This window comes from Williamsia soli, assembly GCF_017377795.1.
GTDB classification, from domain to species: domain Bacteria; phylum Actinomycetota; class Actinomycetes; order Mycobacteriales; family Mycobacteriaceae; genus Williamsia; species Williamsia soli.
Genome location: NZ_JAFRDR010000010.1, coordinates 52,308 through 73,423 on the forward strand (window position 1 = coordinate 52,308; position 21,116 = coordinate 73,423).

The following is a 21,116-nucleotide window of genomic DNA, read 5'->3' on the forward strand; positions in this document are numbered from 1 at the left end:
GCACTATCAAAGATCCGCTGTCCAGTACAGCGGATCTTTTGTTTCCGAACACGCTCTCCTCTAACTGTTGCTTGCGGTGGGCAAGCACACTAACGTTCCGCTCGATACTTCCAGTACCAGTGCGGGGGCTGGACGTATCCCGTGACCCGTCCCCAATGGCGATCGCGGTGTGGCCGAATGTTCGGCCGGAATTAACAAATGGGAAACCTCGGGCATACCCGCCCGTTAACTCTTCCCATAGAAGATTCCGACGAACCAGTTGGTCACTTCAAGCTCACGATTTGGTTGAGCTTGGATTACACAGCAATCCTGTGAGAGGGAACGAATGAGCAAGATGAGCATGTTCGGCCTGCGCCGAGTCGTCGGTGTTGGCGCCATTACCGCCGTTGCGGCCCTTGGCCTGGCTAGCATGGGCGCCGGCAATGCCGCCGCCGGACCGCTGCCCAGTGGCAGCAAGGTGACCGAAGGCGTCGATGGCACCGTCATCAAGCTCGAGCGCACCAACGAGAGTGCCTACCCGGTCCCGTCGGTCGCCAACAATGGCGCCGGCCGCGCGGCTGAGGTCAACGGCAAAGTGAAGGTGTACTCGGGCGGCGCGGCTGGCGATTTGGTCACCGGCTACATCGTGGGTTGCCAGATCGACATCACCGGACTCGAAGGTGGCCTCAGTGGCAGCCTCGACATCCTGAACGTTGCCGGCAGCCTCGCGGGATCCATTTCTGTGCCCCTGAACCCCGGTGAGGCAGTCTTCGTGTCGCTGGGAAGTAAGTCGTTCGATGGCAACGACGTCTCGATTCAGTACAAGAGCCAGGGCATCGACGTGCAGCAGTGCGGTGGTTACGCTTCGGCTCGTGCTTTCTCGACCGTGACAACCTCCGGCGATTACGTGATCAAGTCGACCCTGTACGGCGCTCCGTTCAGCTTGAACTGATTTCGGCAGATAACCCACCCTCAAATCTTTGAACTTTATCTGCCGCAAGCAGATTGATATTTCCGTAAGGGGAATCATGAAGAACACCACTTCGCGTCGTGTCGCCGCCGCCGCCGCCATCAGCGGCGTCACGGCTGTAGCGCTCGCAACCATGGGAACCGGCGCCGCTGCTGCCGGTCCGCTGCCTGGTGGCAAGACCACCCAGGTCCTCGATGACGGCACCTCGGTAACCGTTTCGCTTTTCGGTGAGTCGGTTGACATCACTCCGTCCGTCGCGAACATCCCGACCAGCCGCAACGTGTGGCTGAACGGCAAGATCAAGGTCGATGTCGCCGGTGGCGCCGAGGGTGGCAACATCGAAGCCGGTTACATCGTCGGCTGCCAGCTCAACTTTGGTGCCAACGCAGGTGGCGACACCGGCATTAGTGGCGGCTACAACCCAGGGTCCCCCGGTTCGCCCGCTGACGGTGGAGTCGCACCGGGTGGAACGCGCGATGGCGTCACGTACCCGGGTGGTCTGCCGGGCACCCCGCCGGTCGCCCCAGTTGAACCGGGCTTCGAGCTCGGTGCACCGGAAGTCGGTGTCGGAGGCGGATTCTCGCTTGCACCCGGTGAGGCCACCTACGTCGCGTTCTTCACCGACGAAAAGGGTAACAACACCGGTTTCGATTTTGAGGGCGCCACGGGCGGATTGGCTTACAGCCAGGAGACCTTCCAGATCGACAGCTGCGCAGGATTTGCAGAGGCCAAGGCCTTTGTGAAGGTGACCGTCGAGACCGAGTCGACCACCGGTATTGTGACTCTGTACGGTAAGCCCTTCAGCCTCGGCTGATAGCAGCATTGCTGTTGTAATCTCCGCATGATTGGCGAAAGCCGGAACACCGCAAGGTGTTCCGGCTTTCGTCGTTTTTGGGCTGCTTGGGCCGGCGGGGACATCCCCGACTCCTACGTTGCCGCCGACACCGAGCTGAACGCGGCCTGCCATCAAGAGGCAGGTTCGAACAAACATTCGACACATGCGGATTTTTGCGATACAGTCAGTGGTAGAGAAACTCTCTGACGACGAATCCTTTCTGGTTGTTGTTGTCCGCGTGTGTTTCTGGGGCTGGGGGGCCTGCATGTCTGATGGTGTCGTCATCGATTCGCCGGTGGTGGGTGCGGTGTCGGAGCTGGATGCTGCGATCGCACGCTTGTCGAAGGTGGATCTGACTGCTCTGTCTGACGTGGATTGTGTGCGTGTGGTGGAACGGTTGGAGGTTGCGTCGCGTCGGTTGTCGGCGGCGGGGTTGCCGGTGTTGCGGGAAGTGGCTGTGCGGCGGGCGTATTCGAAGGTGGGATGTTCCTCTCCGGCGGCGGTGTTGACGTCGGTGGCGCGGTTGCGTCCGGGGGCTGCGAAGGCGCGGGTGGAGGCGATGGATGCGTTGACGCCGTCGGTGACTCCGAGTGGTGTGGTGATCGAGCCTCGGTTCCCGGAGACCGCTGCCCTACTGGCCGAAGGTGTGATCGATCTGGATCATGTTGGTGCGGTGGTGAAGGTGATGGGGAAGATTCCACACAAGATCGATCCGGAGCAACGGGCGAATACTGAGGTGGCGCTGGCTGATCTGTGCCGCCGATACAACCCTGCTGCGGTCGAGACGATCGGTGAGCGGATCGTCGACTACTTGGATCCCGACGGCAGGCTGGCTGATGATGTCGATCGGGCGAAGAAGCGCGGTGTGAGCGTGGGCGATCAGGCGGTGGACATGATGGCGAAGGTGGCGGGCCATCTGGATCCGTCGACCACGGCGTTGATGAAAGTGATGCTGGGGGTGTGGGCGGCGCCGGGGATGAACAATCCCGATGATGAGCTGTCCCCGTCCGGGGCCGCGGATGATCCCGCGTTGGACCCGGCGATTTTGCAGGCGGCCGCGGACAGGGACCTGCGTACTCAGGCGCAGCGCAATCATGATGCGCTCAAGGCGATGCTGTTGTACCTGTTGGAGTCGGGGCAGTTGGGTAAGACCCATCGCGGGTTGCCGGTGCAGTTGATCATCTCCATGACCAAAGACCAACTCGATGAGGCCCTGCGCAAGCAAGAATCAGACGCCGCCGACTCCGACGTACACGAGCCCGAATCCCAGCCCCAACCCGAATCCCAGCCCCAACCCGAGCCGGAGCCAGAACCGGAGCCTAAACCTGAGCCTGAGCCGGAGCCTAAACCCGAGCCTGAACCGGAGCCTGAACCGGAGCCTGAGCCCGATCCCGAACCTGAGCCCGAGTCAGAACCGGCGCCTGAGCCGGAGTATGCCGATCCACAGACGCACTGGGAGGACCCGAACTGGTTGCCCACGTTGACCGGTGGCCCGATGCGTCCGTACGGGCGCGATCTGGTGTACACCGCGACCGGGACTGCTCTCCCGATCAGCGATGCGATCAAGCTGCTCGCGCGTAGTGATAAGACGTTGGCGGTGTTCGCCAACCACAGCAACGAACCGCTGTTCCTCGGCCGCGCGAAACGGTTGGCCAGCGAAGCCCAACGTCTGGCGATGTTCGCCGCGCACCGCGGGTGCTCAAGCCCGGGATGTTCGGCGCCGGCGATGTGGGCCGAAGCCCACCACACCGTGGAGTGGATGCTCGGTGGGCTCACCGACATCACGTACCTGGCCCCGGCGTGCCCGCAGCACCACAAGCTGATCGGACCGGGTGAGCATCAGTGGCAGACGATCATGATCACCGACGGCCCCGACGCCGGACGCTGCGCCTGGATACCGCCGGCATTCCTAGATCCCGAGCAGAGGCCGCGGGTCAACCGTGCCCACCATCCCGATGAGGCCCTCATCGAGGCTCGTCAGGCCATGCTCGCACGCCGCAACGCCCAACTCGAACAACGCACCCGAGAACTCAGCGGACAACCACCAGACCCACCGGACCTGCTCTCAGATTGAGACTCTCGGCACCTACGACCCGTGCCATGCTCGGGAGGTGCACTCCGACGCCGCGATCACCGCTGCGCGGCTCAGTGTTGTCGAAAACGGTGATCTCGGCCGATGGGTCGAGCAAGTCAGCCCAGAGGTCGCCAACTCTTGGCTACGGTGCGTCGACAACGGGCAACTCGGCAAACAGCTCAGCTTCATCGGAGACGTGCCAGGAGACCCGCTGACCCGTGTTGCGCGCGCCGTGGTGACACGGTGGTCCGACACTGCGGGCCCGGTGCCGGCGACGATTCTCGTCCTCGACGCACGGGCGGTGGTCCGCTACCGCCACGACGGAACATCGGCAGTTGCGGCGGTCCTCGACACCTGGCCTGTGGCCGAGGGCTTTTCGATCACCGAACGTGAGTTCGGGACGTCCGCAGGCACACTCGCTCTCGGCTTGGGCAGGCCGGCAATGGTCTCCGGCCCCGAACATTTTCATCCTGACCTCGTAGGCCTTCACGAGTGCGCCGCCCCGGTCAACGACGATTCGGGAGCCGTGATCGGAGTGGTCGTTCTCATCTCCGACCAACCGGTCGCCGAGTTTGCCGCCGCCCTCACAAGGACGCTGGCGGCGCAGATCGAGGTTGACATCATGGCCGGGCCTTCTACCGCGTTGAGCGCCACCTCGGCGCACTTGGCCGCCCGGGTCCACGGATGCGGCACCTTCGCTATCGGTGCTGCAGGCGATCACACGATCTTCGACCCGCGCGCGAGTGCTCTCGACGGCTCCGACAGTGCAGTACTGATCGAGTCCGTGCGCGCCGCACTGGTCGACTGCCGCTTCCAACCGGCCTCCCTCACATTGCCGTCGGGTTCACCGGTCGAGGTCGAGTTCGAGTCCGTCGAGGTCGCCGGCGACGTCGTCGGCTGCGTGCTGGTGGGAACCTGGACGAAAACGCCTGCCGCGCAGTATTCATCGGCCCTGGCCAGGCAGGGCGCACATGTGGCACCGGTCGGTCCGCGGGACTACACCGCCGGGATGCCCTTCGTAGGAGCCGCAGGCGGTGAACTCGGTCGCTCCCGCAACAAGGCACTCCTGACACCGATGACGTCCACGAGAAGCGAACTGTCCCTGGGTATCAGCGAGCGCTCCAACCGGCTGCTGACCGGGGAGAAGGGCGTCGGCAAGCGCACATTGGCGGTCGCGGAGTTCAGAGCGCAGCACCCGGACGGTGTCATTCACCCTGTCGACTGCTCTGTGCTCGACATCGGTCGCGGGGACTCTCGATGGGGAGACACACAGCCGCTGGCCTCAGTGGTGCGATCACCCTCCGCTGCACCACAGTTGCTGTTGCTCGGCTCGCTGAACTCGCTCGATGCCGTGGGTGCACGGCAGGTCGACGCTGTACTGCGCAAGCTGGCCACGCGTGAGTCGTCGCCATTGGTGATCGGATGTGTGGACGCGACGACGGTCGACCGAACCCGGCCTTACGCGATGCTCAGCAGACACTTCCACGGAGTGACCCGTATCCCGTCCTTGCGGTACCGCCCCGACGACATCGCCGACCTGTGCCGGTCCATCCTCAGGACCATCTCGCCGCGACATTCGCTACGCCTGAGCCTGTCCGTCATCAGGGTCTTGGAAGGGTACTCTTGGCCGGGAAACATCGATGAACTGGTCGATGTACTGGGCTACGTGGTGGCACACAAGCCGTTCGGGGAGATCACAGTTCGCGATCTGCCCGCCACCTACTTCCGCAGCGCGCCGCGCAAACTCACCCCTCTCGAGGTCGCGCAATGCGAGACCATCATCCACGCGCTCTACGAGGTCAACGGCAACCGTTACAAGGCTGCAGCGCTACTGGGCATCGGCCGGTCCTCGCTCTACCGCAAGATCGACTCGTTCGGTATCAGCTATATCGGCTGAACCGTCGGGTGACGCTCCCGAGCCCATACCGCAGATCGACCGGGAACAACATCGCTCCCGGTCAATCTGCCGAAGACCTCAGCGTCAGCTCGGGCTGATGACCACCTTCAACGCCTGGTTGTCGGCGGCATGGGAGAACACGTCATACGCTTCGTCGATCTGATCGAACGTGAAGTGATGGGTGCCCATCTTCTCGGCAGGTAGTCGGCCCGAAGCCACCATCTTCAGCAGCGTCGGGATGGAGACGGTGTCCACCAGACCCATGGTCATGGTGAGGTTCTGAATCCACATGTCCTGCATGGGTAATTCGACCGGGGTGCCATGCACGCCGACGTTGGCGATGGTGCCGCCCGGGCGAACCAACGACGCTGCCGTCAGCAGAGTCTCGGGGTAGCCGACCGCCTCGATCGCGACGTCGACGCCAAGTCCATCGGTCAGGGCCAAGACGTCGGCCACGGTGTTGGGGCCCACCTCGACAACGTCCGTGGCGCCGAACTCGTAGGCCTTTTCCAATCGGAACTTGTTCGAGTCGATCGCGATGGTGCGCGAGGCGCCCCACAGGCTCGTGGTCAAGATCGCCGACAGTCCGACCGCGCCCGATCCGACCACAGCCACCGTGCTCCCCGGACGGACGCCACCGGCCAGGACTCCGACCTCGTACCCGGTGGGGAGTGAATCGGCGAGGAAGATGGCCTGATCGTTGGTGACACCGTCCGGCACCAGATAGAGCGAGGTGTCGGCGAAGGGCACTCGGACGAACTCGGCCTGTGTGCCATCGATCAGATGGCCGAAGATCCAGCCGATCCCGCCGACGGTCTGGCAGTGCGACGGCATCTGGGCCTGGCAGTAGTCGCATCTGCCACACTTGGTCACCGCCGGCACCAACACTCGGTCGCCCGACTTGAAACCGGTGACCGCCGAACCGATTTCGGTGACGACACCGACGGCCTCATGACCCAGGATTCGTCCCTCGGTCACCGCCGGGACGTCGCCGGACAGGATGTGGAGGTCGGTTCCGCAGATGGTGGTGGTGTCGACTCGGACGATGACATCAGTGGGGTCTTGGATTTGAGGATCAGGAACCTCTTCCCATTCCTTCTTTCCGGGTCCGTGGTAGACAAGTGCTTTCATGAATGCCAACTCCTCGATCGGTACACGCGGCGGGTGATGCACCCTTGACGCTAGGTCGGTCGCGGTGTCATTCGTGCATATGTCCGGAATCGGGACAGACCTCTGGTGGTGCCCGGCGAGACCGTGAGGTTTGTGTCCCAGAAGTGGGAACGGCCAAGGCTCGGAGCAGGCCGGATCGTTCGCTATGTGAACGATCGACCAACAGGCGGCAAACAGCGTATGAACTAACTGGAGCCTGCCACTAGTTTCTGGCTACGTTGGTCTACATGACAACACAGATCGATAAGCAGCAGCAAGAAGAGCAGCAGCATATCGCGATGATCGCTGATGTCCTGCGGACGAAACACGACAGCATCCCTGCCGACACGGTCAACCGGGCTGTCGACGAGGCCTATCGGCGATTCGACGGCCAGCCGATTCGTGACTTCGTGCCCCTGCTGGTGGAGCGTCGAGCCCAGGAGCGACTCGGTGGCACCCCGACCGCCGCACCGGCGTCGCTGGACGACTAGCTCATTACCGTCCGAAGCTTTGCGGCGAACTCGGCAGGCTGGCCGGTCTGCCCGAACTCGCCGCCCATGAAACCGGCGTGATGACTCGGGAACACCACTGCCTCGGTACCCAGCGCTGCGGCGACTGCATACGCGGCGCGCCCGGCCATCTCTCCGTCTGTGGGGCCACCCGACTCTTCACCCACCGCGACAAACACTTTCGTTGACGCGGCGCGTAGTGCGTCCACGTCCGGCGTGAAAGCGGCGACTCCGCCCTGCATGTTCGTCATCATCGAGTCGGTGCGATCACCGTCGTCCTCGGTCGGCAAACCGAATGCAGCGGGGTCAGGTGCCGGCTGCGCCAGATAGTCGGCCGAGATCTCTCCTCGTTGCATCACGAAATTGATGAACTTCGCCGTCGCCGGACCCTGACCAGAGCTCTGATAGGTCGCCACCATGTCGTCGCACGCGGCGCGCACCGCATCTCGATCGGGAAGCACTCCGCCGGCGGGTGGTTCGTGCGCGACGAGGAGACGGATGTCGTCCGGGTAGCGCGCAACGAGCGCCAGCGAATTGATCGCACCGCCACTGGACGCGAACACGTCGACCGCCTCGGCGCCAACCGCGCCGATGACGGCATGCAGATCATCCGCGTGCTGCTCCGGGGTGACCGGTGATGTGGGATCGTCGCGGACGCTGCGGCCGCTGTTGCGCGGGTCGTAGGTCACGATCGTGCGGTCGGGGAAGTATGTCGACAACGTCGCAAACCCGGTTGCATCCATCGGTGACGCTACGAAGACGAGCGGAACGCCGCCCGGGGAGGAGCCGTCCCGGATGTCGTAGGTCAGGGTGGCGCCGGGAACGGAGACTGTGTGAGTTTTCATGATGTTCTGACTCGCGCCGGGCGGAAAAGTCGTCGGCGCGAGCCGGAAGATCTACGGGCTGCTGTGCCTGCCGCCACCGTTGGTGTCCTCGGGGCGGCCCGGTGGGGGACCGTAGCCAGGCGGCGGACCGGTCAACGGGTCGTAGGTCGGCGGCGGACCGGTGAGGGGGTCAGGACGGTAACCGGGACCCTGATCCGGCCCTCCGTATTGCGGCGCGTTCGGGCGCTGCGGCGGAGACGGGTTGTAGCCGGGAGGCGGGCCTGACGGTTGCTGGTAGCCGGAGGGTGGGCCGCCGAGCGGGGACTGGCCCTGCGGCGAACCACCTTGTGGCGGCTGTCCCTGCGGGGGCGCTCCGATCGGGCCCGATCCAGCTGTCGGAGGTCCCTGTTGCGGATAGGACTGGGGGCCATTGGCCGGTCCCGACGGCTGCGACGAGAACTGCTGGGTACCCGCGGAGGACCCACCGACGGCGCCACCTGCGGTCGGACCTGAGTAGAGAGGTCCGGACGGGGGACCCTCCTTCCGCCGACGGTCGATCTCAGCCTGGTCCTTCTCGCTCTTCGCTGCGGCGATCTTGGCTTTTTCCTCGACCGGATCCTTGCCCTGCAAGATGTCGCGAATCTCGGTGAGCAGCTCCGATTCCGACAAAGCGGTCGCATCGTCGCCGTCTTTCGCCGCCAACGCCTTCAGTTTCTCGTACGGCATGACGATGACGAAGTAGACGATGGCCGCGATGATCAGGAAGTTGATGATGGCGGTGATCAGCGCCCCGATGTTGACAAAGGTCTCGGGGTTGCCGGAGCGGATCGTGAAGCCGAGCCCCTCGGCCTGATCGGTGCCGCCGATGGAATTGATGAGCGGCTCAATGATGTTCGTGGTGAATGCGGTGACGATCGCGGTGAACGCCGCGCCGACCACAACCGCGGTCGCTAGATCGATGACGTTTCCTCGCATGAGGAAGTCCTTGAAACCCTTTAACATGAAGCGTCCCTTTCGACCTGGGAATACGTGCCTTTGCTCGACCACGGATTCGTCGATCCTAACCAGGCGAAGATCACATTGGTGGATTCAACATGCAACTCAGTGGAAAACAACGGTGATGGGTGAGGCCAGCGTGGCGCTCGCGACGGTGTGCGCATCGCGCTCAGGCATGGCGAGCAGCGCGAGCCGAGACCCGTCGGTCCGGCGGACCTGGGTTGGTGCCGACACCAGGGCAACCACCGCGTTCTTCACCAAAACGGTTGCTGCTCGGGCGCTCTGATCGCCGCCCGATTCGTCGATACTCAGCACGTCGACCACGTCGCCTTCCCGTAGCAACTCGACAATCGCGGTGTCCGACAGTTTGACCGGCACCAGGCGCGCATCCGGCCGGCCCAGCAGGTCCATCGGCAGGCGACTCGAGAGCACCCGACTGTTCGTGAAGATCTCGCCCGTTCGGACAGGTCCGGTGACCGTCGAATCGGTGAGGGCTGACGGTTCGGTGATCGCGCCGGCGGGGATCACGGCGGGATCGACCTGGCGGGTGGTGACGTCGGCGGAGGTCAATCGGCTACCGGGCGTCAGATCGTGGTTGGCGATGACCACCGTCGACAGGTCGTTCTGCTCACCGCCTGACGCGGCCGCCACCACCGCGACCACCAGCAACACGCCCGCGCACACTCTGCGCAGCAGCAGTGACCTGGTCCACCCCGGACGAAGAGCCTGGCGGATGCGGTCGAAAAAGGTCGGGGTCAGCGGGTTGCGGGCGGGCATGCGGAGAACGCTAAGAGCAGTGAGTGCCCGACCACCGGCTCAGAGCACAAAAACCGGGCGCCTGGGGATGGCGCCCGGAACTGTGGAGAACTTTCAGGAAGCTGCTTTGGCAGTCGAACTACTGCTTGACGACGAGCTACTGCTCGAGTCACTCGACTTCGAGGTGCTCGCGGCCTTGTCTTTGCTACCCGAGTCCTTGCTGCCGGAATCTTTGCTGCCCGAATCGGACTTCGACGACGAATCGCTGGAGCTGCTGCCGGCTTCGCTGCTCGAGGAGGCCGAGCGGCTGTCGTTGCGATAGAAGCCGCTGCCCTTGAAGACAATGCCGACGCTGTTGAAGAGTTTGCGCAGCTTACCGGCGCACTGCGGGCATTCCGTCAGCGAATCATCAGTGAACGACTGCACGATGTCGAAGCGGTTGTCGCACTGTGTGCAGGCATACGAATAAGTTGGCACCGAGGACCTCCGGGGGTGTTAGCCGAGAACGTTGTGGATTCTACCGTCGAACTGGCACTCTACGTAAACGAGTGCCAGGGTCACGTTGTTCCCAGCCGGGTGAAGCCCAGTTTCGGGGTCAGCGCCCACCCCATCGGGACATCGAATGGCCCCGCCGGCAGCTGGTCGACCAGCTCCTCGTCGTAGACGACCGCAACCAGCCGTTCCCGCGGAACGGCGGCGATGCTGCGGTCGTAATATCCGGCACCGCGCCCGAGTCGGACTCCGTGGCGGTCGACGGCGAGCGCCGGCACCAGGACGAGGTCACTGCGCTCGACAGCCGACGATGGCTGAGTCGTTCCGGCGGGTTCGAGAAGGCCGAACCGACCGGTGCGTAGCGATGCGGGCCCGGAGTACCGAGCCCACCGCAGTGGCGCAGGCGGACCGGGGTCGACGACCGGCAGCAGCACCTCCCGTCCGGCATCGTTCAATACGTCGAGGACCGCGATCGAACCTGGCTCCGTGCCCACCGGGACATATGCGGCGATGACCGAGCCCGGCGACGCGCTAAAGTGATCGTGAAGATCAGTATTGGCGAGCGAGATCACAAGCTGTTCGTCGGCATCGGCCTTCACCTGGGGAGACAGGACGTCTCTTCGGGCACGAAAACGTTGGCGCAACGTGTTCTTCGCGGTATCGATGGGTACATCTTCCTCGTAAGGGGCGTTGTGCCGATAGGTTATCCACACACGTCAAAATGCAACTGAGGGTGGGATAGATGACTGAAGCGCAGATCAGCCCGGCTGTTGAGGTCGAGTACGAATCGGTTCCGGGCACGCCTCCCATCCCGCGCACAGCGATCGTTCCCGCTGCCGGTTTGGGTACGCGATTTCTGCCGGCCACCAAGACGGTTCCGAAAGAATTGCTACCGGTCGTCGATACCCCCGGTATCGAGCTCGTGGCCGAGGAGGCCAAGTCCGCAGGCGCCGAACGGCTGTTGATCATCACCTCGCCGGGCAAGGACGGTGTGGTTGCCCACTTCGTCGAGGACCTGGTGCTCGAGCACACACTGGAGTCGCGTGGCAAGGACACCATGCTGGCGAAGGTTCGCAACGCGCCGTCGTTGCTCGAGGTTGCCTCGGTCATCCAGGAGAAGCCCCTGGGACTGGGTCACGCGGTGGGTTGCGTGGAAGCAAAACTCGACGACGACGAAGATGCCGTCGCCGTTCTGCTGCCCGACGACCTGGTGATGCCGTCGGGAGTGCTCGAGGTGATGGCCCGAACCCGTGCGAAGCGCGGTGGCACCGTCCTGTGCGCCATCGAGGTCCCGAAAGACAAGATCAGTGCTTACGGCGTGTTCGATGTCGAGGAGCTCCCCGACGCCAACAACCCGAATGTCATGAAGCTCAAAGGCATGGTCGAGAAGCCGAAGGCCGAAGATGCGCCGTCGAACTACGCCGCCGCCGGTCGCTACATTCTCGATCGAGCCATCTTCGATGCGCTGCGCCGGATCAAACCCGGTGCCGGTGGCGAACTACAGCTGACCGATGCGATCGCCCTGTTGATCGAGGAGGGCCATCCGGTGCACGTGGTGGTCCATCACGGAACCCGACATGACCTCGGTAACCCCGGCGGATACCTCAAGGCATCGGTCGACATCGCGCTGGACCGTGAGGACTACGGACCTGAACTGCGCGAGTGGCTCGTCGGGCGCCTGGGTCTGTAGCGCGCGCTCAGTGGTGAGCCGGGGTGCCTGTGTCGGCGTGTGAGGACCCCAATGCCGCGAACTGCCGACGAGGTGCCACCGATGCGCTCGACAAAACCGCTAACGTCAGTCATCGAGGAAGCGCGGGTCGCTGCAGGATGTGCTCCTGCGGCCCGGGCAATGGTGATTGAAGGAGGCGATCAGTGCGTTCGGTGGAAGATCAGCTGAGCCGGGTGACCGCCGCAGCGGTGGCGCCCCGGCCGGTACGGGTTGCGATCTCCGAATCGCAGGGTTTGCTGTGCGCTGAAGACGTGACGGCCGAGCGGCCGCTGCCCGGATTCGATCAATCGGCGATAGACGGATACGCGGTCCGCAGCGTGGACGTCGCAGAGGCGGGCACGATCGCCGACGAGGAGTCCGAGTCGCCCGGCGACCAGGTGATCGTGGTGCTTCCGGTGGTCGGCGAGTTGAAGGCAGGGTCGCGGACCCCGACCCGACTCCAGCCGCGCCAGGCGGTACGAGTGGAAACCGGCGCGCCTCTACCGACGTTGGCCGATGCAGTGGTGCCCAAACGGTGGACCGACGGCGGCCTGCCGAAGGTCCGGGTGGGACATGCGGTGCACAGTGGGCAATACGTCCGCCACGTCGGCGATGACGTCCAGCCCGGCGACGTGGCTGTACGCACCGGGACCATCATCGGGCCCGCCCAGGTGGGCTTGCTCGCCGCGGTCGGCAGAGAGCGGGTGCTGGTGCATCCGCGACCACGGTTGTCGGTCATCTCCATCGGCGGGGAGCTCGTCGACATCGACAGAACCGCCGGCGGCGGACAGGTCTACGACGTCAACAGCTACGCCCTGGCCGCTGCCGCACGCGACGCCGGCGCCGACGTCAACAGGGTCGGAATCGCCGACAGCGAACCCACCCAGCTACGCGAACTCGTTGAGGGCCAACTGATCCGGTCGGAGATCGTGGTCATCACCGGTCCGGTCGGCGGCGCGGCATCGGAGACGATTCGGGAAGCGCTCGCCGAATTGGGAGATCTCGAGATCACCCGCATCGCGATGTACCCCGCGTCGGTGCAAGGTTTCGGACAGTTGGGCCGCGACGAGGTACCGACGTTTCTACTCCCCGCCAACCCGGTCAGCGCCCTGGTGGCATTCGAGGTGATGGTGCGACCTCTGATCCGCATCGCGATGGGCAAGCGGCAGCCGATGCGCCGGATCGTGCGCGCCCGCACGGTCGGACCGATCACGTCGGTCGAAGGCCGGCGCGGATACCTGCGTGGTCAGCTGATGCGCGACGAGCAGACCGGCGAGTACCTGGCCCAGGTGATCGGGGCTGCCGACGGCGGCTCCCACCTGCTGGCCGGTCTGGCCGAGGCGAACTGTCTGGTGATCATCGAGCCCGAAGATGTCGAGCTGCGGGCCGGCGATGAGGTCGACGTGGCATTCCTGGCGCAACGGGGGTGATACTGCACTGTGCGTGCCTGGAGCAGGGGTGATGCGGGTCGGCGTGGCTGGCCCGCGAAACTGGGACCGATCACGGTCGCCGGCGGAACACTCACCGTCCGGCCGGTACGGCTGCGCGATGCGCGCGCGTGGAGCCGGCTGCGAATAGAGAATCAGAACAACCTGCTTCCGTGGGAACCCACCGGCGTCGGGATGTGGTCGGCGCGGCACAATCCGGCAGCCTGGCCGGGACTGCATTCAGTACTGCGCGCCGAGGCCAAAGCGGGCAACATGCTGCCGATGGTCATCGAGCTCGACGGCGAATACTGCGGACAGCTCACCGTCGGAAACATTCAGCGGGGCGCGCTGCGTAACGCCTGGATCGGGTACTGGGTGGACGGCGCGGTCACCGGACGCGGCGTCGCAACGGGTGCACTGGCGCTCGGCGTCGACCACTGTTTCGGCACCGTCGGCCTGCACCGGCTCGAAGCGACCGTGCAACCCGACAACGGCGCGTCGTTGTCTGTACTCCACAAAGTCGGATTCCGCGACGAGGGATTACTCAAGCGCTACATGGACGTCAACGGTGCCTGGCGCGACCACATTCTGCTGGCGCTGACCGTCGAAGAGATGACCGGCACCGCGGTCGACACCTTGGTGCGGGCCGGGCGCGCGTCGTATTAGTGCTGGCGGTAGAGGCTTCACTCGGCGCTGCTGCCGCTGAATCCCCGCTGAAGTCGGAGGAACTGCGGTCACTTTCGGCTGTACGTCGACACGACGTTCCCACCGCTGAAGGTCTTGACGTCGGCGAGGTCGAACTGGGTCGGGCTGAAACCGCTGACAAACGCCGGCCGACCTGCGCCTGCCACCACCGGGTAGGTCTTGATCACCAGCTCATCGATCAGCGGTAGCAGTTGTCCGGCCAGCGCGCCGCCACCGGCGAGATAGATGTCGAGGCCCGAGTTCTCGGCCTTCAGCTGCTCGACCGCGACGTCGGGTTCATCGCGAATGACGGTGATCGCCGGGTCGTCCGACCTGTGTTCGCGGGACACCACATACTGGGTGAGGTGCGGATACGGGCTGGTGATGCCTTCCGACAACGCGGGATCGTAGGTGCGACGGCCCATCACGATGGTGTCGAACTTGGTGAGTGGCGCATCCGCGACACCGAATTGGGTTCGCACATGTCCCGGCAACGCGTCGCCGTACTCCGACCCCATCCATTGCAGGTAATCATCGGACATGGGGAAGAAGTCGACTTCGTCGTTGGGGCCCGCGATGAACCCGTCGATCGAGATCCCGATGTAGTAGACGAGCTTTCGCATGTGTCACCCTTCCCCGCGGCCCGCTGCCGCAACTCCTCGATGGTTAGTGGTCGGCTACTGCTTGTGCAAGCAGTTTTTCGCCCAGCGGCACCACAGAATCACCGGTTGCGGTCAAAAGTATTGTGGCAACGCCATTGTGACGGTCGATGCCGATGTAGGACGCGAATCCGCTGGTCTGGCCGTCGTGCCAGGTGATCTCTCGGCCGTCATCGGTGGTCGTGGTGATCCAGGCCCAGCCGATGCGGGAGGTCCCGAGGTCGGCGCGGGGGACGAGGGCATTCATCCCCGGCGCGGTCCCGGCCAAGATCTTGCTCGCGTACGTGGCCATGTCAGTGATGTCGGCGCGCACTCCGGACGCCGGAGCCATCGATTCACCGATCCATGGTTCGACGGTGCGGCCGGTGGTGTCCTTGCCTCGCAGGTCTTTCGCTGTCAATTGGGTGGGATCGACCAGGACGTCCGCAGTCTGCAGTCCAAGCGGGGCCAGGATGCGTTCGCGGGCCAGGTCGTCGAACCCGGTGTGTGCGGCCCTGGCCAGAGCCGCTCCCAGTACCTCGTATCCGACATTGGAGTACGTCCCTGGAGGGGAGTCGAGCGGGTAGTCGCGCACCTGAGCCAACCGGTTCGCGGTGCTCTCGCGGTACGGGAACGAGCCGGTCAGCTGGGCCACCTGGTTTCTGACGTATTGATCGGCGGTGGGAGGTTGCACGGGAAGTCCTGAGCGGTGTGTCGCCAAGTCGGACAGCGTGATCCGTTCCGCGGGGGAGCCCCGGAGCACCGGCAGCAGACTGCCCGCGGTGGTATCGGGCTGCACCTCACCCTGAGAAATGGCTTCTGCGAACAGCATTCCGGTGATGGTCTTGCTGATCGATCCGACCTCGAACCGGTCGTCCAGTTCGGCGCCCACTGTCGCCACGCGCACGGTGTCGCCATCGACGACTGCGGCGGCTACGACCGGATGTTCTGGACCGGCAAGCTCAGTGACCTCCTGGGCGAGCGCGGTGTCGCCGTTCACGTGCGGTGAGGTGGGAGCCGCGATCGCAGGATGTTCACCGATGGCGAGCGCGCATGTGGTGGCGAGCGCGAGGGTGATCAGTCGAATGGACGGATGCATGGTTCTGATTCCCTTCGGGTTGGGGACTTCGTGCGATGTCAGAGCGCGGCGGCGAGGGCGAGCATCGCCGGGACCACGCGGTCGGGGGGAACCTGTACGGCCCCACGGCCTGCGGGCCGTAACCAGCCGGCAGCAGTGAGGATGCGTACATGGTGATAGACCTGCCCGGTGGTGCCCATGGATTCGAGGGTCGAGAGATCCGCAACGCTGGTCGTTCCGCCCAGCACTGCCAGCAGCAGCTGCAGCCGGATGGGCGAGCCGAGTGCGGCGAGACGGTCGGCGACGGTCGCGGCGTGATCGTCGTCCAGTTCCAGGATCTCCTCGGCGGTGTGGCCGTACTGCCACTCCACAGGTCCTGAGGCGGTGGGTGCCAGACCTGCGTAGATCAGGCCGCCGGACGCGTCGCCGAGGCGTTCGCGCAATCCGTCGAGAACCCAGAAGCGGTTGGGCTGAGAGTCTTTTCGGTCGTTCGACTCGATCTTGCCGGTGCCTGTCGAGGGCGTTCTCTCCTCTAGGGCGGTCAGCCGGGCTTCCACTTCGCGCAGGCGTTCTGCCAGCTCCGCAGGGGGCGGATCGAGTGGTCGTTTGTCGGGCATAGTTCGATAATTACGTAATTTCGAACATGTTGCAAGGGTTTTCCATGATCGACCCCTGAAAGCTTGCTGATATTTGCCTCCCCGTCGGCGCGTCTCCGCTGGTTGGACCAGCGCTGGCCATAGCCTGGGTTCACCGTCTGTTACGCGTGTGACGAACGGCTACTCGGCTGACCGGTCGAGCTGAGATTGCCGACAGAAAGGAGCTGCCCATGCCGAACTCGTTGCTGTGGGTGTGTCTGGTGGCGATCTGGCTCTTTGTCTTGGTGCCGATGGTTGTGAAATCGCGCCCGACCGTGCGCAAGACGTCTGACACCGCTTTGTCGACTCGCGTGCTGCACCGCGGCGGGCGGACGATGGCGAGGACCAAACGTCGGATCGCGTCCGGTCGTCATCCGCATGACGCCGACTGGGAACCGCCGGTACGCGAGTATCGCAAAGCTGCGACCGCGACGGCCGTTAAGGACGTCGACGAAACCGAAGATCTCGACGAGAGCGACTCTGAGAACATCGTCGAGAAGGCTCCCCGCGAGAAGGCTTCTCAAACCGAGTCGGCGCCGGTGCTCAAAAAAGTCGCAGTCGAGGCGGAGTCGCAGGACGACGAGGACAGCGGCGATGTCGAGTCAGTGGAAGCAGTCGAAACAGAAGCAGTCGACGCAGAAGCGGCCGAGGCCGAAGGCGTCGAGTCTGATGTAGTCGAGGGCGAGTCGGACGGTGATGACGCGGTTGCCGAGGTCGAAGAGGACCAAGACGTCATTGACGATGACGCTGTCGACGAAGTAGACGACGAGCACGACGCTGATGCCGAGTACGACGATGACTACGACGACGAAGCGGAATACGACGACGACCTCGACGATGAAGACACTGACGAGCCGGTAGCCGAAACCGAGTCCGAACGTCGCGCCCGGCGCGGTGGATTCGACCCCGAGGCTGACCGTGAGCGCAGCGACAAGCGGTACCGCTTCCGTCAGCGCGTGATGGCAGTGTTCGCCCTGCTGCTGGTGGCAGCGCTCGGTGCTGGTGTGCTCCTGGGAACGGCCGGCTGGGTCCTCGCAGGCCTGGTCGGGGTTGCCTTGCTCGGTTACATGACCTTCCTGCGGCGCGCGGTCCGGAACGAGCAGCGGATCCGGCAGCAGCGCATGCGGCGACTGGCCCGTGCAAAGCGGCTGGAAGAAGAGCGTCGCGAACACCCCGAAGAGGACCCGCGTGCGGAGATCCCTCGCAGGCTGCGTCGCCCCGGCGCGATCGTGCTGGAGATCGACGACGAGGACCCCGTCTTCGACCATTTGCCCAGGTACGAGCGGGTTGAACGCGTCGAGCGGGAGCCCTCGTACCGTCGGGTGGTGGGGCAGTAGCCCCGGGCTGTTAATCTGTTCGAGTTGCTTCTCACGGAGCAACGAAGGGGCTATAGCGCAGTTGGTAGCGCGTCTCGTTCGCATCGAGAAGGTCAGGGGTTCGATTCCCCTTAGCTCCACTCAAGACTCACTTGTCGCCGACTCTGCCCGACCGCGAGATAGCGATGTGCAGCAGCTTCTGATCAAACCTGAGGTCGTCAGATCGCGGCCGATTCGCCGAGACACGCGTGTGGTCGTTCTTTGATCATCCGGAACCAGCTACGACAGCAGCGACCAAAGGTGAGCGGCCTCCCACCGGACGGGCGTCAGATCTTCGGGTTGAGGTGTCCCGCGTTCGGCGTCGTCGACGATCAGGGTCAACTGGCGGTCAATTGCTGTCCGCCGGCCCGTCGCCTCACCGTGAAGACAGTGCGTGACGGCGGTGAGCGCCCGAATCAAGGCAACCGCGACAGCTGGTTCGCGGGCGCCGTAGCGCCGTATCTGACCGCACGCCACATCGAGATACTCCCCGAAGTCTCGTGCCGGCACCGTGACGTATCCATCGGCACCGAGACGGGCGACCACAGGGCCCAGACTACGGGTGGCGAGATTCGCCAAGACCGTAGCGAGTTGGTCTATGACTTGCACGGCGGTGTAGGGGTCATTGACCGCAGGTGACAGCGCCTTGGCGGCGATGTCGACCAGCTGCCTGATGCCGAACGCGACGTCTTGCTGCAGTGTTCGTTCGTGCCCGATCCGAACGCACCCGCTGACGACACCCGCGCTGTTGCCGATCGAGTATTCACGGTCGCCGTCGCGCCACACTCGGGCCAGCGGAGAACCGCGGACCACATGTGTTCCCACAGCGGCCAGGAATTGAATATGCGTGGCAGTGTGGCCGAGATTTCCGGCCGCATCTGGGTGGATCGTCTGTATGTATCCAGAATGCGGAGCAGTGATTGTGGCAGCCCATGGGGGCACGGCCGGCGCCGCACTGTCGATCTGCCCAACAGGCAGTTCGGAGTTGATGATGGTGGCGGTATTGAGGCTGATCCGGCGCATGATCTCGTCGATCTGCATCGAGTGCGAGATGTGATGGACCTCGTAGACGAGGGCGACAAGACTCAAGAAGAGCAGAGCGATGGCACCGGACACAGCCGCTCGCGGAAACGTGTCGCTTCGATCTCCCTCTGAGACGCCGACGGTGTACAACCCGGCCGCGGAGTAGGTGAATGTGGCGACAAAGACACTGAGCACGATCTGATTGGGTCTGTCTCGCAGAAAGTTTCGGACAATACGCGGCGAGTACTGAGTCGAGGAGAGTTGAAGGGCCACCACGGTCAACCCGAGGATGAGCGCGATGACCGTGATGATCGTGGCCGAGATTCCGATCAACAGTGCTCGGGCGTCATCGCTGGTTCCTTGAAAGACGACCCAGTGATAGCGCGATGACTCCGGAACATTGACCTGCGACAGGCCGGCGCCGGCCAGCAGGGCGAGCACCATGGCGGTGACGGGCAGCACCCACATCACGCCGCCGACCGACTCACGCCACGCTTCACCGCGCCGGCCGGTGCCTTTCACCGGTGAATGCCTCCGTGCGGATTCGCTCCTAACATTGCTGCCACTGACTCCCTGTCGTCGCTGTCGCTGTCATGTCACTGCCGACGTTAGGAAACCGAATGCGATCGGGCCTCATCCGTCCTGGATGAGGTGTCACCGGCTCAGTATCGAACCGCTACCCCCGGCCGGGTTCACAGTTAAACTTCGCCCACCAACGGGTGTCTGACCACACCTGAATGAGCCTCCGCGCAGAAGGATGTGCCGATGACGACTCTCTTGCGAACTCACTTCTATTCCTTGCGGTCGTTGCGTGGAGTCACCAATCGTCCGGTCACACTTCCGCGCACAGCGTGGGTACACGGATGAATGTTGATGTCGCGCAGTCTCTGTTCTGGATCGTGCTGGCGGCGGCAATCGCGCCGATACTCGCATCGACGGTACCGAGACGGCTGGTCCCCGAGGTCGTCGTTCTTCTCGTCGCGGGCATCGTCATCGGTCCGTTCGGGTTCGGAATCGCAGAATTTTCGCCGGGCATCGACATGCTGCAAGAACTCGGACTCGGCCTGCTCTTTCTGCTCGCCGGCTACGAATTGGATCAGCGCGAACTCGTCGGCAGCGGTGGTCGTCGAGCGTTCATCACCTGGCTGTGTTGTCTGGCACTTGCCTTTGCCGTCACTTTCGGAATGGCCCAGGTGATGACGATCAGGGCCGAGATAGCGACGGCCATCGCATTGACCTCCACGGCGATCGGGACGCTCTTGCCGATTCTCGACGAGCGTGGCTTGATCGAGACTCGTCTCGGCAAAACCATTCTCAATCATGGCGCGGTGGGTGAACTGTGCCCGGTGCTGGCGATGGCGATACTGCTGGGCGTACGAGACGCCGCGGGTTCGCTGCTCGTACTCGCTGTCTTCGGACTCGCCGCTGTCGTCGTCGCGATGCTGCCCCGACGTATCGGCAGACCCGACTCTCGTCTGGCCGGAACCATTCGACGCGGCGCAGATACGACGTCCCAGACCCAGGTGCGGCTCACGGTCCTACTGCTCGTCGGGTTGGTGACCCTCGCAGCAACATTTCAGATCGACGTCATCATCGGCGCGTTCGCCGCGGGATTCATCCTGCGCCGGACACTGCCTCGTGGTCATGAAGGTCTGGAGACGAAGTTGGCCGGGCTGGCGTTCGGTCTTCTCATCCCGGTCTTCTTCGTCTCCTCCGGTATGAACATCGATGTGGAGAGCGTACTGAACAGCCCGCAACTGCTCGTGCTGGCAATCGTCATGTTGTTGCTGGTCCGCGGACTCCCCGTGTTCGTTTCCACGCGTTTCGAAAAAGACAAGGGCGTCAGGGTATTCAGCGTCCGCCAGCGCACGCAGATCGCGCTCTACTCCACCACAGGTCTGCCGTTGATTGTCGCGGTGACCACTGTCGCTGTCGACGCTGGACCGATGACACCATCGAACGCGTCGATCCTGGTCGCCGCCGGGGCAATCACCGTGCTCATCCTGCCCCTCACTGCAACCCTCCTCGGCCGCGGTGAGGTCGAGGATTCCCTCCCGGCGAAGACATGACGCGTCGATCACTCTGAA

General features: G+C 63.9%; 20 protein-coding genes and 1 tRNA gene. 11 read left to right on the forward strand and 10 right to left on the reverse strand.

The annotated features are described in order from the left end of the window. Positions 1-340: 340 nt before the first annotated feature. The 4 genes from J3S28_RS22710 (at position 341) to J3S28_RS28830 (ending at position 5,755) form a co-directional block, all read left to right on the forward strand. Positions 341-931, forward strand: coding sequence for an MspA family porin (locus tag J3S28_RS22710; protein ID WP_237341970.1), 591 nt, complete (start codon positions 341-343; stop codon positions 929-931). A 76-nt stretch (positions 932-1,007) separates the two neighbouring features. Next, positions 1,008-1,763 carry an MspA family porin gene (locus tag J3S28_RS22715; protein WP_207843186.1) on the forward strand — a complete coding sequence of 252 codons (756 nt, stop codon included), beginning with the start codon at positions 1,008-1,010 and terminating at the stop codon, positions 1,761-1,763. A gap of 286 nt (positions 1,764-2,049) precedes the next feature. Then, entirely contained in the window at positions 2,050-3,858 is a 1,809-nt protein-coding gene (locus tag J3S28_RS22720; RefSeq protein ID WP_207843187.1) for an HNH endonuclease signature motif containing protein, read from the forward strand. Positions 3,859-3,895: 37 nt separating this feature from the next. After that, positions 3,896-5,755: an AAA-type ATPase lid domain-containing protein gene (locus J3S28_RS28830; RefSeq protein ID WP_207843189.1), complete on the forward strand. Its 1,860-nt coding sequence runs from the start codon at positions 3,896-3,898 to the stop codon at positions 5,753-5,755. An 84-nt stretch (positions 5,756-5,839) separates the two neighbouring features. Here the strand turns inward: J3S28_RS28830 and J3S28_RS22730 are convergent, their stop codons facing one another. Further along, positions 5,840-6,886 (reverse strand): zinc-dependent alcohol dehydrogenase family protein, encoded by a 1,047-nt coding sequence (locus tag J3S28_RS22730; RefSeq protein WP_207843191.1) that lies wholly within the window; start codon positions 6,884-6,886, stop codon positions 5,840-5,842. A gap of 266 nt (positions 6,887-7,152) precedes the next feature. On the opposite strand from J3S28_RS22730, the gene J3S28_RS22735 reads away from it, so the two are divergent. Further along, entirely contained in the window at positions 7,153-7,395 is a 243-nt protein-coding gene (locus J3S28_RS22735; RefSeq protein WP_207843193.1) for a three-helix bundle dimerization domain-containing protein, read from the forward strand. On the opposite strand, the gene J3S28_RS22740 is transcribed toward J3S28_RS22735, so the two are convergent. The 5 genes from J3S28_RS22740 to J3S28_RS22760 all read right to left on the reverse strand — a co-directional run bounded on the left by J3S28_RS22740 (position 7,392) and on the right by J3S28_RS22760 (position 11,194). Beyond that, positions 7,392-8,258: an alpha/beta fold hydrolase gene (locus J3S28_RS22740; RefSeq protein ID WP_207843195.1), complete on the reverse strand. Its 867-nt coding sequence runs from the start codon at positions 8,256-8,258 to the stop codon at positions 7,392-7,394. The two genes, J3S28_RS22735 and J3S28_RS22740, sit on opposite strands and share 4 nt — an antisense overlap. Positions 8,259-8,309: 51 nt before the next feature. Then, positions 8,310-9,239, reverse strand: coding sequence for a large-conductance mechanosensitive channel protein MscL (gene mscL, locus J3S28_RS22745; protein WP_207843197.1), 930 nt, complete (start codon positions 9,237-9,239; stop codon positions 8,310-8,312). Between the two features lie 99 nt (positions 9,240-9,338). Further along, positions 9,339-10,010 (reverse strand): SAF domain-containing protein, encoded by a 672-nt coding sequence (locus tag J3S28_RS22750; protein ID WP_207843199.1) that lies wholly within the window; start codon positions 10,008-10,010, stop codon positions 9,339-9,341. Positions 10,011-10,103: 93 nt separating this feature from the next. Then, positions 10,104-10,466 (reverse strand): FmdB family zinc ribbon protein, encoded by a 363-nt coding sequence (locus J3S28_RS22755; protein ID WP_207843201.1) that lies wholly within the window; start codon positions 10,464-10,466, stop codon positions 10,104-10,106. Positions 10,467-10,546: 80 nt separating this feature from the next. Continuing rightward, positions 10,547-11,194, reverse strand: coding sequence for a 5-formyltetrahydrofolate cyclo-ligase (locus J3S28_RS22760; protein WP_307797346.1), 648 nt, complete (start codon positions 11,192-11,194; stop codon positions 10,547-10,549). A gap of 29 nt (positions 11,195-11,223) precedes the next feature. On the opposite strand from J3S28_RS22760, the gene J3S28_RS22765 reads away from it, so the two are divergent. From J3S28_RS22765 to J3S28_RS22775, 3 genes are all read left to right on the forward strand, one after another. Beyond that, positions 11,224-12,171 carry a UTP--glucose-1-phosphate uridylyltransferase gene (locus tag J3S28_RS22765; protein ID WP_084835563.1) on the forward strand — a complete coding sequence of 316 codons (948 nt, stop codon included), beginning with the start codon at positions 11,224-11,226 and terminating at the stop codon, positions 12,169-12,171. A gap of 182 nt (positions 12,172-12,353) precedes the next feature. Further along, positions 12,354-13,619 carry a molybdotransferase-like divisome protein Glp gene (gene glp, locus J3S28_RS22770; protein WP_084835562.1) on the forward strand — a complete coding sequence of 422 codons (1,266 nt, stop codon included), beginning with the start codon at positions 12,354-12,356 and terminating at the stop codon, positions 13,617-13,619. Positions 13,620-13,628: 9 nt separating this feature from the next. Continuing rightward, a complete protein-coding gene (locus J3S28_RS22775; RefSeq protein WP_207843203.1) occupies positions 13,629-14,282 on the forward strand; it encodes a GNAT family N-acetyltransferase in 654 nt (217 codons plus the stop codon). A 68-nt stretch (positions 14,283-14,350) separates the two neighbouring features. On the opposite strand, the gene J3S28_RS22780 is transcribed toward J3S28_RS22775, so the two are convergent. Genes J3S28_RS22780 through J3S28_RS22790 form a run of 3 tightly spaced genes read right to left on the reverse strand, consistent with a single transcriptional unit; the run spans position 14,351 to position 16,633 of the window. Further along, the gene (locus J3S28_RS22780) at positions 14,351-14,923 is read right to left on the reverse strand and encodes a dihydrofolate reductase family protein (protein ID WP_207843205.1); all 573 of its coding nucleotides are present in this window, start codon (positions 14,921-14,923) and stop codon (positions 14,351-14,353) included. 43 nt (positions 14,924-14,966) lie between these two features. Next, positions 14,967-16,037, reverse strand: coding sequence for a serine hydrolase domain-containing protein (locus J3S28_RS22785; RefSeq protein ID WP_207843206.1), 1,071 nt, complete (start codon positions 16,035-16,037; stop codon positions 14,967-14,969). Between the two features lie 38 nt (positions 16,038-16,075). After that, positions 16,076-16,633, reverse strand: coding sequence for an ArsR family transcriptional regulator (locus J3S28_RS22790; protein ID WP_207843208.1), 558 nt, complete (start codon positions 16,631-16,633; stop codon positions 16,076-16,078). Positions 16,634-16,842: 209 nt separating this feature from the next. Between J3S28_RS22790 and sepX the strand changes: the two genes are divergently transcribed. Continuing rightward, a complete protein-coding gene (gene sepX / locus J3S28_RS22795; protein ID WP_207843210.1) occupies positions 16,843-17,988 on the forward strand; it encodes a divisome protein SepX/GlpR in 1,146 nt (381 codons plus the stop codon). A gap of 46 nt (positions 17,989-18,034) precedes the next feature. After that, positions 18,035-18,107: transfer RNA gene (locus J3S28_RS22800), tRNA-Ala, on the forward strand. 139 nt (positions 18,108-18,246) lie between these two features. On the opposite strand, the gene J3S28_RS22805 is transcribed toward J3S28_RS22800, so the two are convergent. Further along, positions 18,247-19,551, reverse strand: a complete 1,305-nt coding sequence (locus J3S28_RS22805; RefSeq protein WP_207843212.1) for a DUF2254 domain-containing protein — start codon at positions 19,549-19,551, stop codon at positions 18,247-18,249. 341 nt (positions 19,552-19,892) lie between these two features. Between J3S28_RS22805 and J3S28_RS22810 the strand changes: the two genes are divergently transcribed. Beyond that, positions 19,893-21,098 (forward strand): cation:proton antiporter, encoded by a 1,206-nt coding sequence (locus tag J3S28_RS22810; protein WP_207843214.1) that lies wholly within the window; start codon positions 19,893-19,895, stop codon positions 21,096-21,098. The last annotated feature ends 18 nt before the right edge of the window (positions 21,099-21,116 follow it).

Bases quoted from the DNA above. Each gene is read 5' to 3' on its own strand.
- J3S28_RS22710 (WP_237341970.1), top strand. From the start codon at position 341: ATGTTCGGCCTGCGCCGAGTCGTCGGTGTTGGCGCCATTACCGCCGTT.
- J3S28_RS22715 (WP_207843186.1), top strand. From the start codon at position 1,008: ATGAAGAACACCACTTCGCGTCGTGTCGCCGCCGCCGCCGCCATCAGC.
- J3S28_RS22720 (WP_207843187.1), top strand. From the start codon at position 2,050: ATGTCTGATGGTGTCGTCATCGATTCGCCGGTGGTGGGTGCGGTGTCG.
- J3S28_RS22730 (WP_207843191.1), bottom strand. From the start codon at position 6,886: ATGAAAGCACTTGTCTACCACGGACCCGGAAAGAAGGAATGGGAAGAG.
- J3S28_RS22735 (WP_207843193.1), top strand. From the start codon at position 7,153: ATGACAACACAGATCGATAAGCAGCAGCAAGAAGAGCAGCAGCATATC.
- J3S28_RS22740 (WP_207843195.1), bottom strand. From the start codon at position 8,258: ATGAAAACTCACACAGTCTCCGTTCCCGGCGCCACCCTGACCTACGAC.
- mscL (WP_207843197.1), bottom strand. From the start codon at position 9,239: ATGTTAAAGGGTTTCAAGGACTTCCTCATGCGAGGAAACGTCATCGAT.
- J3S28_RS22750 (WP_207843199.1), bottom strand. From the start codon at position 10,010: ATGCCCGCCCGCAACCCGCTGACCCCGACCTTTTTCGACCGCATCCGC.
- J3S28_RS22765 (WP_084835563.1), top strand. From the start codon at position 11,224: ATGACTGAAGCGCAGATCAGCCCGGCTGTTGAGGTCGAGTACGAATCG.
- J3S28_RS22780 (WP_207843205.1), bottom strand. From the start codon at position 14,923: ATGCGAAAGCTCGTCTACTACATCGGGATCTCGATCGACGGGTTCATC.
- J3S28_RS22785 (WP_207843206.1), bottom strand. From the start codon at position 16,037: ATGCATCCGTCCATTCGACTGATCACCCTCGCGCTCGCCACCACATGC.
- J3S28_RS22790 (WP_207843208.1), bottom strand. From the start codon at position 16,633: ATGCCCGACAAACGACCACTCGATCCGCCCCCTGCGGAGCTGGCAGAA.
- sepX (WP_207843210.1), top strand. From the start codon at position 16,843: ATGCCGAACTCGTTGCTGTGGGTGTGTCTGGTGGCGATCTGGCTCTTT.
- J3S28_RS22810 (WP_207843214.1), top strand. From the start codon at position 19,893: ATGAATGTTGATGTCGCGCAGTCTCTGTTCTGGATCGTGCTGGCGGCG.